The organism is Pseudomonas sp. Marseille-QA0892 (genome assembly GCF_054950135.1).
The window spans coordinates 1,938,484-1,952,134 of the sequence record NZ_CM143104.1 but is presented as its reverse complement, the minus strand read 5'-3'; the positions used below and the strand labels follow the sequence as shown (position 1 = coordinate 1,952,134).

At 60.6% G+C, this 13,651-nt stretch carries 8 protein-coding genes; 7 read left to right on the top strand and 1 reads right to left on the bottom strand.

The window, feature by feature from the left end:
• Nucleotides 1-85: 85 nt before the first annotated feature.
• From ACY8D3_RS09055 to ACY8D3_RS09030, 6 genes are all read left to right on the top strand, one after another.
• The gene (locus ACY8D3_RS09055) at nucleotides 86-1,432 is read left to right on the top strand and encodes an alanine/glycine:cation symporter family protein (protein ID WP_462383520.1); all 1,347 of its coding nucleotides are present in this window, start codon (nucleotides 86-88) and stop codon (nucleotides 1,430-1,432) included.
• An 87-nt stretch (nucleotides 1,433-1,519) separates the two neighbouring features.
• Nucleotides 1,520-2,020: a thiol peroxidase gene (gene tpx / locus ACY8D3_RS09050; RefSeq protein WP_462383518.1), complete on the top strand. Its 501-nt coding sequence runs from the start codon at nucleotides 1,520-1,522 to the stop codon at nucleotides 2,018-2,020.
• Between the two features lie 150 nt (nucleotides 2,021-2,170).
• A complete protein-coding gene (locus ACY8D3_RS09045) occupies nucleotides 2,171-3,379 on the top strand; it encodes an MdtA/MuxA family multidrug efflux RND transporter periplasmic adaptor subunit (protein ID WP_462383516.1) in 1,209 nt (402 codons plus the stop codon).
• On the top strand, nucleotides 3,376-6,468 hold the full coding sequence (locus ACY8D3_RS09040) for an MdtB/MuxB family multidrug efflux RND transporter permease subunit (protein WP_462383514.1): 3,093 nt from the start codon (nucleotides 3,376-3,378) through the stop codon (nucleotides 6,466-6,468). The genes ACY8D3_RS09045 and ACY8D3_RS09040 overlap by 4 nt, the downstream gene beginning before the upstream one ends.
• 31 nt (nucleotides 6,469-6,499) lie before the next feature.
• Nucleotides 6,500-9,604 (top strand): efflux RND transporter permease subunit, encoded by a 3,105-nt coding sequence (locus ACY8D3_RS09035; RefSeq protein ID WP_462383512.1) that lies wholly within the window; start codon nucleotides 6,500-6,502, stop codon nucleotides 9,602-9,604.
• On the top strand, nucleotides 9,601-11,112 hold the full coding sequence (locus ACY8D3_RS09030; protein ID WP_462383511.1) for an efflux transporter outer membrane subunit: 1,512 nt from the start codon (nucleotides 9,601-9,603) through the stop codon (nucleotides 11,110-11,112). The genes ACY8D3_RS09035 and ACY8D3_RS09030 overlap by 4 nt, the downstream gene beginning before the upstream one ends.
• Before the next feature lie 254 nt (nucleotides 11,113-11,366).
• Here the strand turns inward: ACY8D3_RS09030 and ACY8D3_RS09025 are convergent, their stop codons facing one another.
• Nucleotides 11,367-12,284 carry a LysR family transcriptional regulator gene (locus tag ACY8D3_RS09025; RefSeq protein ID WP_462383509.1) on the bottom strand — a complete coding sequence of 306 codons (918 nt, stop codon included), beginning with the start codon at nucleotides 12,282-12,284 and terminating at the stop codon, nucleotides 11,367-11,369.
• A 185-nt stretch (nucleotides 12,285-12,469) separates the two neighbouring features.
• On the opposite strand from ACY8D3_RS09025, the gene ACY8D3_RS09020 reads away from it, so the two are divergent.
• Nucleotides 12,470-13,486 carry a zinc-dependent alcohol dehydrogenase family protein gene (locus ACY8D3_RS09020; RefSeq protein WP_462383507.1) on the top strand — a complete coding sequence of 339 codons (1,017 nt, stop codon included), beginning with the start codon at nucleotides 12,470-12,472 and terminating at the stop codon, nucleotides 13,484-13,486.
• The last annotated feature ends 165 nt before the right edge of the window (nucleotides 13,487-13,651 follow it).

Sequence of the window (13,651 nt, the reverse complement as noted above, 5' to 3'; positions counted from 1 at the left end):
CATACGGGATAATCAAGAAAGGGCAGACCCCTGGAGGCGTTCTGAGCACGCGCCATGGTCTGTCCACCAACAATAGGGGAAGCTCATGGAATACGTGGAAGCCTTTGTTAATACGCTCAATGGCCTGGTTTGGGGACCGCCCATGCTGGTCGCCATTCTCGGGACTGGCCTGGTCCTGATGGTCATGCTCAAGTTCATGCCGCTCATGAAGATCCCGACCGGGTTTGGCCTGATGTGGAAGGGGCGCTCGAAGGATGATGGGGAGTCGGGGGAGATCAGCCCATTCCAGGCGCTTATGACCTCGCTGGCGGCCACAGTCGGCACTGGTAATATCGCCGGCGTTGCAACTGCCGTCTTCATGGGTGGGCCCGGCGCGCTGTTCTGGATGTGGTGTACGGCGCTCGTCGGCATGGCAACCAAATACTCGGAAGTGGTCCTGGCGGTGCATTACCGTGAGAAGGACGAGCGGAACGAGCATGTTGGTGGTCCCATGTACGCCATCAAAAACGGCCTGGGTGCCAAGTGGGCGTGGCTTGGCGTGCTCTTTGCCATCTTTGGTGGGCTTGCGGGTTTCGGGATCGGTAACATGGTCCAGGTCAACAGCATGGCCCATGCCCTAAACACGACCTTCCATATACCGATGTGGGTGACCGGTGTGGTCGCCATGGTCCTGGTCGGTATGGTGATCCTGGGCGGTATCAAGCGCATCGGTAAGGTTGCCGCACGGCTGGTGCCGATAATGTGTGTTGCCTACGTGGTTTCCGCGTTGGTCGTGCTCGTGGTCAACGCCGCGGCGATTCCAGCCGCTATCGCGCTGATCTTCGAACATGCATTCAGCCCAGCAGCCGCAACGGGCGGCTTTGCTGGTGCGGCGGTGATGGCAGCTATTCGTTTCGGTGTAGCCCGCGGGATCTTTTCCAATGAAGCCGGTCTTGGTACTGCCGGTATCGCACAGGCAGCAGGCACGACCAATAGCCCCGTGAGCTCAGGCCTGATTGGCATGCTCGGTACATTTATCGACACCCTCATCATCTGCACCATGACGGGCCTTGCGATCATCTGCTCCGGTGTGTGGACGAGCGGGGAGAGTGGCGCAGCCCTGTCCGCAGCAGCGTTCGAGACGGCCATGCCTGGCATAGGCGGGCCGATCCTGTCAGTTGCGCTGGTGGTCTTCGCGTTCACCACCATCCTGGGATGGAGCTACTACGGCGAACGCTGCTGGGAGTTTCTCGTCGGTACCAAGTCCATCATGCCTTTCCGCATCATCTGGGTGCTCGCCATTCCATTCGGCGCGATCGCGCAACTCGACTTCGCATGGCTACTCGCGGACACTCTCAATGGCCTCATGGCAATACCCAACCTGATTGCCCTGTTGATGTTGAGTCCGGTCGTCGTGAAGCTGACGAAGGAGTACTTCGCGCGCAAGGCTTGAAGACAAGCGCGGCGATGCCGCCTTGACATCCCTTCGAAGAGGCGTGATTAATCACGCCTCTTTTTATTTCGCTTGAGGAGTCAGTCCATGGTTCAGGTAACCCGTCGCGGTGCGGTTATGGAAGTTGCCGGGGAATTGCCGAAGGTGGGCAGCCAGGCGCCAGCATTCACATTGGTAGGCGCCGGCCTGGCCGATGTGTCGCTCAAGGATTTCGCAGGCAAGCGCAAGGTGTTGAACATCTTCCCAAGCGTGGACACCCCAACCTGCGCGACCTCAGTCCGCAAGTTCAACGCAGAGGCCGGTGCGCTTAACAATACCGTTGTGCTTTGCGTATCGGCTGATCTCCCGTTCGCTCAGGCCCGCTTCTGCGGCGCCGAAGGCCTTGAAAACGTGCAGAACCTGTCGACGTTTCGTAATCCGGAGTTCCTGAAGCAATACGGCGTAGCGATCGTCGACGGCGGCATGGCCGGCCTGGCGGCCCGTGCGGTCGTTGTGCTGGATGAAAACGACAACGTCCTGCACAGCGAGCTGGTCGGGGAAATCTCGAGCGAGCCGAACTACGAAGCGGCAATTGCCTCGCTCTCCTGAGCGGAGTCCGCAGCGAGCAACGGCCTGAACGATCAGGCCGTTTTCATTCGCATGGCCGCAATATCCGGAACGTAAAGTGCCGGTAAAGGGTCTTTGCCTATCGCCTTTCGCTGCTTATCGTGCAGCCTCCTTTCTCTGTGAACGTATTTCATGTCCGCTGTAACGCCCACTCCGCCCCGTCGCCCGCGTCGTACGCGCGTAGTCATCATCGTAGTTTTGATCCTCATTGCCATTCTGGCGTGGTGGTTCTGGCCGCGGACGGCTGCAACGTCTGCCAATGGCCCACGCGGTTTTGCCGGTGAACCTACGCCCGTGCGTATCGCTGAGGCGTCCCAAGCTGATTTTCCGGTGAATCTCACGGCATTGGGAACGGTGACCGCATCAAACACAGCGAATGTGCGAGCCCGGGTGAACGGCCTGCTCACCGAAATACGGTTCAAAGAAGGGCAGCGGGTGAAGGCGGGCGATGTGCTGGCGATTATCGACCCACGACCCTATGAGGTCGCGTTGAAACAGGCCGAAGGGACGCTGCAGCAGAACCGTGCACAGCTGCGTAATGCGCAGATCGATCTCGACCGTTACCGCGGTCTGTTCGCTCAGGACTCTATCGCCAAGCAGACCCTCGACACACAGGAGGCGCAGGTCGCACAGTTCCAGGGCACGATCGCGACGAACCAGGCCGCGGTCGACCAGGCCAAGCTGGATCTTCAGTTCACAAAGGTAACGGCGCCCATCAGTGGTCGTGTGGGCCTGCGCCAGGTGGACATCGGTAACCTGGTCACCACCGGAGACACCACGCCACTTGTAATCATTACCGAGACACGCCCGATATCCATTGCCTTTACCTTGCCAGAAGCTGACCTGCCGGCGGTGTTGGCGGCTTATCGCAATGACAGCAAGCTTCCAGTCGAAGCGTGGGACAAGGGCGAGCGAAACGTGCTGGCAACCGGGATGCTGCAAAGCATCGACAACCAGATCAACCTTGCGACCGGCACCGTGCGGCTCAAGGCTCAGTTCGAAAACAAGGACGAGTCCCTCTTTCCCAATCAGTTCGTGAACGTTCGCCTGCGCGTACGCACGCTTGCCAATGCTACCCTGATCCCCTCCGATGCCATTCAATATGGTTCGATCGGCACCTTTGTTTATGTGATCGGTGACGAAGATAAGGTCCAGGTAAGACCGATCAAGACCGGCGCCAGCAACGATACGCAAACCGTGGTAGAGGAGGGCGTTCAGCCCGGCGAGAGTGTCGTCGTAGAAGGCACCGAGCAGCTGCGTGAGGGCAGCAAGGTGGAGATCATCGAAACCGAGAAGCCTGGCAAGCCAGTTCCGGCGCCGCTCCAAAACCGCCAAGCATGAACGTCTCCCGCCCCTTTATCCTTCGGCCCGTCGCCACTACCTTGCTCATGGTGGCGATCTTCATCAGTGGCCTCATCGCCTACCGGATGTTGCCCGTCTCGGCATTGCCACAGGTCGATTACCCCACGATCCGCGTCATGACGTTGTATCCGGGGGCCAGTCCTGACGTGATGACCAGCGCCGTCACGGCACCCCTCGAACGTCAGTTCGGGCAGATGCCCGGCCTCCAGCAGATGGCATCAAGCAGTTCCGGCGGTGCATCGGTAATCACGCTGCGCTTCGGGCTCGAAGTGAATATGGACGTCGCCGAGCAGGAAGTTCAGGCGGCGATCAACGCTGCAAGCAGCCTGTTGCCCAGTGATCTGCCTGCGCCACCGGTGTACAACAAGGTGAACCCAGCCGATACGCCGGTCCTCACGCTTGCGATTACATCCAAGACGATGCCGATGCATGAGGTCAATGATCTGGTCGATACCCGGATGGCCCAGCGGATCGCGCAGATCAGCGGAGTCGGTCTTGTCACGCTGGCCGGGGGACAGCGCCCGGCCGTTCGTATCCGCGTCAACCCGGAAGTCCTGGCTTCTCATGGGCTGAACCTGTCGGACGTGCGCTCGCTGATCACGGCCTCCAACGTCAATCAGCCAAAGGGCAGCTTCGACGGGCCGACCCGCGTAACCCAGCTTGATGCGAACGACCAACTCAAATCGGCCGATGAATACCGTAACCTGATCCTTGCCTACGAGAACGGGGCTGCGTTGCGCCTCCGAGATGTCGCTACCATTGTGGATGGCGCGGAAAACGAACGCCTCGCCGCGTGGGCGAACAAGAATGAAGCGGTGTTGCTGAACATCCAGCGGCAGCCAGGTGCCAACGTAATCGACGTTGCGAACCGGGTACAGGCACTCCTTCCCAACATTACCGCGACGCTGCCGAACAACATTGATGTGGTGCCACTCACGGACCGTACCCAGACGATCCGGGCGGCCGTGACAGACACCGAGCACGAGTTGATGCTGGCGATCGTGCTGGTAGTCCTCGTGACGTTCCTGTTTCTGCGCAAGCTCTCCGCGACCATCATTCCCACAGTGGTTGTGCCGCTGTCCCTGATCGGTACCTTTGGTGTGATGTACCTGGCTGGATTCTCGGTCAACAACCTGACCCTGATGGCGCTTACGATCGCCACTGGCTTCGTGATCGACGATGCGATCGTCATGCTCGAGAACATTGCCCGACACCTGGAGGAGGGTGAGACACCGATGAATGCCGCCATCAAGGGCGCGCGTCAGATCGGTTTCACGCTCGTGTCGCTGACCTTTTCACTTATCGCAGTACTCATCCCTCTGCTGTTCATGGCAGACGTGGTAGGCCGGCTGTTCCGCGAATTTGCGATCACCCTCGCCGTTGCAATCCTTATCTCGCTTGTCATTTCACTGACGCTGACACCGATGATGTGCGCCAGACTGCTAAAGCGTGAACGTGAAGAGGATCAAAGCCGGTTCTATCGGTCTGCCGGCCAGGCGATCGACTGGATGATCGACCGCTATGCGGTCGGCCTTCGCTGGGTTCTCAAACATCAGCCACTGACGCTGCTTGTGGCGATCGCAACGCTTGGCCTGACCGTACTGCTTTATATCGTCGTTCCAAAAGGATTCTTCCCGGTTCAGGACACGGGCGTGATTCAGGGCATCTCGGAAGGGCCACAAACCATTTCCTTTGCTGCCATGGGCGAGCGACAACAGCGCCTCACGGATGTCGTGTTGGCCGACCCTGCGGTTCAGAGTGTGTCCTCCTACATTGGCGTGGATGGCGACAACCTCACGCTGAACAGCGGCCGTATGCTCATCAACCTCAAACCGCACGGCGAGCGTGACGTGACTGCAAGCCAGGTCATCGAGCGTCTTCGACCTGAGCTGGACCGCATCACTGGCATCCGTTTGTACCTTCAGCCCGTTCAGGACCTGACCATCGAGGACCGCGTCAGCCGCACCCAATTCCAATTCACGCTTGGCTCTCCGGATTCGGCACTGCTGGAAGATTGGACGCCGCGTCTTGTTGAGGCACTGCGTGAACGGCCAGAGCTGACCGACGTGAACAGCGACCTGCAGACAGGTGGTTTGCAGGTTTACCTGGACATCGATCGCGACTTGGCCTCGCGGCTGGGGGTTAGCATCTCCTCCATCGACGACGCCCTTTACGATGCCTTCGGCCAGCGGCAGATATCGACCATCTTCACCCAGGCCAGCCAGTACCGCGTCGTATTGCAAGCAGATACCGGAAGCCGGGTTGGTCCCGAATCGCTGCGCCAGATCCACGTCGCAACCGGGGGTGGGGAGCAGGTTCCACTGTCGTCTCTTGCGCGTATCGTCGAACAGCCCACCTCCCTTTTGGTCAGCCATATCGGTCAGTTCCCGGCCGTGACCTTTTCCTTCAATCTCGCCCAGGGCGTGTCGTTGGGTGAAGCAGTGGCTGCCATCGAGGCAACCGAGCAAGCGATCGGCATGCCAGCCGGTATCGAGACCAGGTTCCAGGGCGCCGCCGAGGCGTTCCGTGCTTCGCTTTCGAGCACGCTGCTGCTGATCCTTGCTGCCGTGGTCACCATGTACATCGTGCTGGGCGTGCTCTACGAGAGCTACATTCACCCCATCACGATCCTATCGACGCTTCCGTCTGCGGCCATCGGTGCGCTACTTGCGCTGATTCTTACCGGTAATGATCTCGGTCTGATCGCCATTATCGGCATCATCCTACTGATCGGTATCGTGAAGAAGAACGCGATCATGATGATCGACTTTGCCCTTGAGGCGGAGCGTCATCAGGGCATGGCGCCGGTCGATGCGATCTACCACGCCGCATTGCTCCGCTTCCGGCCGATCCTCATGACCACGCTGGCGGCGCTGTTCGGCGCCATCCCGCTGATGCTCGCCAGTGGTTCCGGCGCGGAGCTGCGCCAGCCGCTTGGCATCGTCATGGTAGGGGGACTACTGGTTAGCCAGGTATTGACCCTTTTCACGACACCAGTGATCTATCTTTATTTCGATCGGCTGTCGCGGCGAGTCAGTGGCCGATCAGCGTCGGGGGTCTCGGCGTGAGATTCATGTCTTCCTTGGCGGGACGGGCGATATGAACCTCTCTGCGCCCTTCATCATGCGGCCCGTAGCGACGCTGCTGCTGAGTCTTTCGATCCTGCTACTGGGCGGCCTCAGTTATGGGTTGCTGCCCGTCGCGCCTTTGCCGAGGATGGATTTCCCAGCGATCACGATCACGGCCAACCTGCCCGGGGCAAGCCCCCAGGTGATGGCCGCGACGGTGGCCACGCCGCTCGAGCGTGCGCTTGGAAGCATCTCGGGCATCAGCGAGATGACAAGCCGCAGCAGCCAGGGCAATACCCGGATCATCATTCTGTTCGATATCGGCCGTGATGTGGACAGCGCGGCGCGTGAGGTTCAGGCCGCGATCAACAAGGCGCGGCCGTTGCTGCCGAGCGGCATGGTCAACATGCCCAGCTATCGCAAGGTGAATCCGTCCCAGGCGCCCATCATGGTACTTGCGTTAACCAGCCCGACCTTGTCGCGGGCACAGCTTCGGGACATGGCGACGACCGTCGTGGCGCAAAAGGTGGCGCAAGTCAAAGGCGTTGGGGAAGTTCAGATCGGCGGGGGCGCATCGCCGGCGGTCCGCGTCTCACTACAGCCTCGCCAGCTGGACCAATATGGTGTGCCCCTGGAAGAGGTTCGACGTACCATCTCGGCAGCGAACGCCCAACGGCCCAAGGGTGCCATCGAGGACGAAACCCGCCACTGGCAGATCGGTGCGAGTGACCAGCTTTATCAGGCCAAGGACTACGCCAAGCTGGTGATAAGGGAGGAGGATGGCGCCATCCTTCGTCTGAGCGATGTGGCCAGCGTGAAGGACGACGTTGAAGACCGTTACAACGCCGGCTTCTTCAACGACGAGGACGCGATCCTTCTGGTCGTCAACCGGCAAGCCGATGCCAATATCATTCAGACGATTGATGCCATTCGCGAGCAGCTTCCAGCGCTGGGGGCTGTAGTGCCGGCTGCGGCCAATATCGACGTGGCACTGGACCGATCTCCGGTGATCCGGGCGACGCTGCATGAAGCCGAGCGAACCCTGCTGATTGCGACCGGGCTGGTCATTCTCGTCGTTGTCGCCTTTCTTGGACGGCTGCGTGCGGCGCTGATCCCTGCGCTGGCGGTGCCCGTTTCACTGGTCGGCACGTTTGCCGTCATGTACCTCTGGGGCTTTTCTCTCAATAACCTCTCGCTAATGGCATTGATCATTGCGACCGGCCTCGTTGTGGACGATGCCATTGTCGTGCTCGAGAACATCGCACGGCATATGGAGAACGGCGATCCGCCACTGCAGGCCGCATTGAAAGGAACGCGCGAAGTCGGCTTTACGCTGCTGTCGATGAACCTTTCGCTCGTCGCGGTATTCCTTTCGATTTTGTTCATGGGCGGGTTCGTCGCCAATCTGTTCCGGGAATTTTCGATCACGTTGACCGCCGCCATTCTGGTGTCACTGCTCGTCTCGCTGACGCTGACCCCGATGCTGTGTGCCCGCTGGCTCAAAGTGGAGGAGAAGCGCGAACCGGGCCGGATTGCACGCTTTGGCAATCGTATACAGGCGACCGTCATGGCGCGCTACGCACGCAGCCTCGAGTGGTCGCTGCGCCATTCGACGCTGATGCTGATTGGCCTGCTTGTCACGATTGGGCTCAACGTCTACCTCTATATAGCCGTACCCAAGACCTTCATGCCGCAGCAGGACACGGGCCAGATCACCGGCTTCGTTCGTGGCGAGGACGGCATGTCCTTCAGCGTGATGCAGCCGAAGCTCGACGCTTATCGCCAGGTGCTTCTTGCCGACCCGGCCGTGGCTGCTGTGGCCGGTTTCGTCGGCGGACAGTCGGGTATCAGTAATGCAACGGTGCTGATCCGCCTCAAAGGCCTGGACGAGCGGACCGAGACGGCTCAGGAAGTGGTGGATCGACTGCGCAAGGAAACGCCGAAGATACCGGGTGCGCGCATGTTTCTCATGCCCAGCCAGGACCTGCAGATTGGGGGACGGCAGGGCCGTACCTCGGATAGCGAATACGTGCTTCTGGCCAATGACCTCGATGCGCTACGCACCTGGGCACCCCGTGTCAGAGCTGCACTGTCTGCGCTGCCTGAGCTGACGGATGTCGATGATGATGACGGCAAGGGCGCGCCTCAAGTGCGGGTCGTGGTCGACCGGGAAGCGGCGAAACGCCTGGGCATCGACATCAATGGTGTGACTGCGGTCCTGAACAACTCCTTCAGCCAGCGGCAGATCTCCACGATCTACGACAACATGAACCAATACCAAGTGGTCATGGAGATCGACCCTCGATATGCGCGCGGCCCCGAGGCCCTGGCACAGATCAGGGTGATCACGGCCAACGGTGACCAGGTTCCGCTGTCAGCCATCGCGCATTGGGAATACAGCCTGGAGGACGATCGGGTTCAGCATCAGGGGCAATTTGCCGCCGAAAGCGTCGGCTTCGCCCTCGCGCCTGGCGTGAGCATGGATCAGGCGACCGCCGCGGTTAATCGTGCTATCGCGCGAGTCGGCCTTCCGAATGAAGTGCAGGGCATGATGGGCGGTACCGGCAGCGCGTTCGTACAGGCACAACAGGGGCAGCCACTGATGATCCTTGCTGCGCTGGTACTGGTGTACCTCGTGCTGGGCATCCTCTACGAAAGCTACATTCATCCACTAACCATTCTGTCCACGCTCCCGTCTGCGGGAGTCGGCGCATTGCTGGCCATTCAGTTCTTCGGCCAGGAGTTCAGCCTCGTCTCGCTTCTCGGGCTCTTCCTGCTGATCGGTATCGTCAAGAAGAACGCGATCCTGATGATCGATCTCGCATTGCAGTTCGAGCGGCACCAAGGGATGTCGCCGACCGAATCGATCAGGCAGGCGTGCCTGCTGCGTTTCCGTCCAATCATGATGACGACGCTGGCCGCGCTGTTCGGTGCGCTGCCGTTGCTGCTGGACACGGCGGAAGGCTCGGAAACCCGCCAACCGCTCGGCGTCGCCATCATCGGCGGTCTCATCCTCAGCCAGCTACTTACGCTTTACACCACACCCGTGGTCTACCTCTTCTTCGATCGGCTTCGCCATCGCTTCAACCGCTGGCGGGGCATTCGCACCGACGGTGCACTGGATAACCCGCTATGAGTCGTATGCCTACATTCCCACCTGTCCTGCGCGGGCATTGCCTGCGCCGCTCGGTATGCCTTGCTGCAGCGAGCCTGATGCTATCGGCCTGTGCCGTCGGCCCGGACTATCACCGGCCTGCGACGCTGGTCCCGGCGCAATTCGAACAGGTGGAAGGCTGGAAAGCAGCTGCACCCGCGGACGCACTGCACCGGGGCGAATGGTGGACCCTCTATGATGACCCTGTACTGAACGAGCTGGTTGGCCGCCTCAACGTATCCAATCAGAATCTGGCGTCTGCCGAGGCACAATACCGCCAGGCACGGGCACTGGTCCGCAGCGCCCGCGCCAGCTTCTTCCCCAGCATCACAACAGACGCGGGGGTGACGCGGTCGGGCAGGGGCGGCGGTTCGTCAAGTGTCATCACAGGCCAGACCGGGCAGGGCGGCAGCACGGTCAGTACCGTGCGAGGCGGCGGCATTTCGGAGGATTACCAGGCAACGCTCGGTGCTAGCTGGGAGCTGGATCTGTGGGGCAAGTTGCGTCGTACGCTGAGCGCGAATACGGCAAGCGCGCAAGCCAGCCTTGCGGACCTTGCCGCGGCACGGCTTAGCCTGCAATCGGAGCTGGTCCAGAATTACCTGCAGCTACGGGTCATGGACGAGCAGAAGCGTCTGCTAGAGGCGACGGTTTCAGCCTATGAACGGGCCCTCCGACTCACTCAGAACCAGTACAACGCCGGGATCGTGCCACGCTCGGATGTTTCTCAGGCACAGACGCAGCTCAAGAGTGCCCAGGCGCAGGCGATCGACCTGCAGTGGCAGCGCGCACAGCTGGAGAATGCAATCGCCGTCCTGATCGGTGTTCCCCCTTCGTCATTCGAACTCGCCGAGCTGACCTCCATTCCCCGCGTGCCTGATGTCCCCGCGGGAGTGCCTTCGCAATTGCTTGAGCGGCGTCCCGACATTGCTTCAGCGGAGCGCAATGTGGCTGCCGCGAACGAGCGCATTGGGGTTGCCACAGCTGCGTATTATCCGGATCTCACGATCAGCGCACGTGGCGGTTATACGAACAGTAGCCTTGGTGATCTGTTTTCGCTGCCCAATCGCTTCTGGTCGCTCGGCCCATCCCTCGCGGTCACGCTCTTTGATGCTGGCGCCCGCCGCGCTGAGGTAGAGCGTAGTGAGGCGGCTTACGACCAGACGGTGGCAACCTACCGGCAAACGGTTCTGACAGGCTTTCGTGAGGTCGAAGACTATCTCGTGCAGCTAAGCGTTCTTGAGCGCGAAGCCCAGGTGCAACAGGAAGCGCTTGACGCTGCACGCGAATCCTTACGGCTGATTGAGAACCAGTACCGCGCTGGCACGATTGATTTCAACAGTGTGGTGAACGTGCAGGCGACTGCCCTGAACAACGAACGAACTAACCTGACCCTATTGGGCAGTCGCCTTACCGCCAGTGTTCAGCTTATCGCGGCGCTGGGCGGGGGCTGGGATGCGACGGCGCTGGGCGAAGAGGGCGGGCGCTGAGCGTTTGTGCAGGCAAAAAAAACGCGGCGTGGGCACGCCGCGAGAGTGTCGCCGGCGGGGGAGCCGGCTGGGAGGAGATAGAACACGCAATGTGTTGAGCTGAGTTTGATTCTGCCTGCGACCAAGCGAAGCGGCGAATCAAACCTCGTGAACGTGTCCATCGACGGCGATGATGAAACCGGAGGCAGTCAGCCCTGTCTCGCAGAGCGTTACCGTTCTGTCTGCAGAGGATGCCTGAGCGCACGCCATGCGCCTCACCGCATGTCGGGGTCGCCCATGAACATCTGGATACGCGAGCGAAGCCAGCGCTCGGCCGGGTCGTTGTCCTGGGCGCCGCGCCAAACCATGGACAGGCTGAACGACGTCTTGGGCTCGAAGGGCAGGGGCTCTGCGCGCAGACCACCCGCAGCCGTGAGCGTGGCGGCCGCGAAGTCAGGGACTGTGGCGATGATGTCTGATCCGGCGATCAGCGAATTGAGCCCATTGAATTGAGGCACGGCGAGCACGACATGGCGCTGGCGGTCCAGCATGGCGAGTTCGTCGTCCACGAAGCCATTGAGATCGCCTGCATAGGAGACCATCGCGTGGGGGCGTTTGCAGAAGTCGTCGAGGCTTAGCGGGCCAGGAATGGTGTCGGCTCGGAGCACCATCGGCTTGCTCCGCCGCAACGTCTTGCGCTTGGCGTTAGCCGGCAACTCGTCGGTGTAGCTCACACCTACCGATATCTCGCCTGTAGTCAGCATGCCGGGCATGAGCAGGTAGTTTGCCCGGCGAATGACCAGCACCACCCCGGGCGCTTCGGTGCGGATCCGCCGAAGTAATGCGGGCAGCAGCGCGAATTCGACTTCATCCGATAACCCGATCCGGAAAGCCTGCTTGCTGGTTGCCGGATCGAAGCTGCTCGCACGGCTGATAGCCGTCGAGATCGAATCCAGGGCGGGCACCAGCAGCACGTAGATCTCCTGCGCGCGCGTGGTGGGCTCCATCGTGCGGCCGGTCCGCACGAACAATGGATCATCGAAGAGGCTGCGAAGCCGGGCGAGAGCAGCACTGATGGCCGGCTGCCCAAGGAACAGTTTCTCGGCCGCACGCGTGACGCTTTTCTCGTGCATCAGCGTTTCAAACACGATCAGCAGGTTAAGATCGAGTCGGCGCAGGTCGTTGCGATTCATACCAGGGCTCGTGCGGCATCAGGGCGGTCGGAGAGGCAGCGCGCATCATACGACGGATGGCTGTCGAAGAAGAGTAGCTTGCCCTCATCACCGCTGGACATGGAAACTATTGATAGTCACGGGTGGAGTTGACGAAGCAAGGCGGATAAAGTCACCCCATAACGTAGTAATTAGACGAGGATCCTATGCCACGCGTGATCCGCTTCCACCAGTTCGGACCGCCCGATGTGCTCAAGGTCGAGGACGAACCTGTCCGCGAGCCCGGTGCCGGTGAAGTACGCATCCGTGTCGAAGCAATCGGCGTCAGCTGGAACGACGCGCTCTGGCGCCAGGACATGGCCCCGCTGCATGCGCGCCTTCCGTCAGGCCTTGGCAACGAACTGGCGGGCATCATCGACGCGATCGGGCCAGATGTTACTGCTTTTGCAGTGGGAGACCGTGTCGCCAGTTTTCCAGGCGGGCACGACGTCAACACCTATCCGGCGTACGGCGAACAAATGTGCATGCCGGTCGGTTCGGTCGCGCGCTATCCAGCCAACCTGACCCCCGAAGAAGCCTGCGTGCATTATCGCGGCGCGTTGATCGGCTACTTTGCCTACAACTATCTGGCTACCCTGCGGCCGGGGCAGAATGTGCTCATCACCAATGCCTGCCATTGTTCCGGACCTGCGACACTCCAGCTCGCCCATCAAATGGGCGCCAGAGTGTTCGCCACCACCGACGATGGCGATGACCGCGAATACTTGCTCTCGCTGGGCGCCGAAAAGGTTATCGTGACCGAAGAAGAGGACATCGTGGGGCGCGTTCAGCGGCTTACGGACGGCCACGGCATGGACGTTGTTCTCGACGCGTGCGGCGGTCCTCAGATGGGGCTGCTGGGCGACGTGATGGCCCAGCGCGGCAAGCTGATTCTCTACGGCCTTATGGGCGGTAACCAAACGCCGTTCCCAGCATGTGCCGCCTTCGAAAAGAGCCTGAAATTCTTCGTGCATTGCCTGCATGACTTTACGGGCCTGACGGAGATGGGGATTCCGCGCAACGAGCCTGCAATGCGTGAAGCGCTGACATACATCGATCAGTTGACGACTGATCGGCTGTTCCGTACGGACATCGACCGGACGTTCCGTTTCGAAGAGGTGGTCGAAGCCCACCGGTACCAGGAGTCTGGCCCAAAACGAGGGCGGGTGGTCCTCAAGGTCTGACCATGGCCCTTGCAAAACCCCGGCGACGCGCTGCGTTACCGGGGTTTTTTATTTGCCCGGGCTTGCCGTCTTTGCCTCGCGCTTCAACGGTCCTACGGAAAATCCTGCGCGAACTTTTGCAAGCGGCGCCGAGTCCTCCGTAGGCACCTCACGAAGGAAAAAGGT

Coding starts and splice junctions, on each gene's coding strand:
- ACY8D3_RS09055 (WP_462383520.1), top strand. CDS start 86: ATGGAATACGTGGAAGCCTTTGTTAATACGCTCAATGGCCTGGTTTGG.
- tpx (WP_462383518.1), top strand. CDS start 1,520: ATGGTTCAGGTAACCCGTCGCGGTGCGGTTATGGAAGTTGCCGGGGAA.
- ACY8D3_RS09045 (WP_462383516.1), top strand. CDS start 2,171: ATGTCCGCTGTAACGCCCACTCCGCCCCGTCGCCCGCGTCGTACGCGC.
- ACY8D3_RS09040 (WP_462383514.1), top strand. CDS start 3,376: ATGAACGTCTCCCGCCCCTTTATCCTTCGGCCCGTCGCCACTACCTTG.
- ACY8D3_RS09035 (WP_462383512.1), top strand. CDS start 6,500: ATGAACCTCTCTGCGCCCTTCATCATGCGGCCCGTAGCGACGCTGCTG.
- ACY8D3_RS09030 (WP_462383511.1), top strand. CDS start 9,601: ATGAGTCGTATGCCTACATTCCCACCTGTCCTGCGCGGGCATTGCCTG.
- ACY8D3_RS09025 (WP_462383509.1), bottom strand. CDS start 12,284: ATGAATCGCAACGACCTGCGCCGACTCGATCTTAACCTGCTGATCGTG.
- ACY8D3_RS09020 (WP_462383507.1), top strand. CDS start 12,470: ATGCCACGCGTGATCCGCTTCCACCAGTTCGGACCGCCCGATGTGCTC.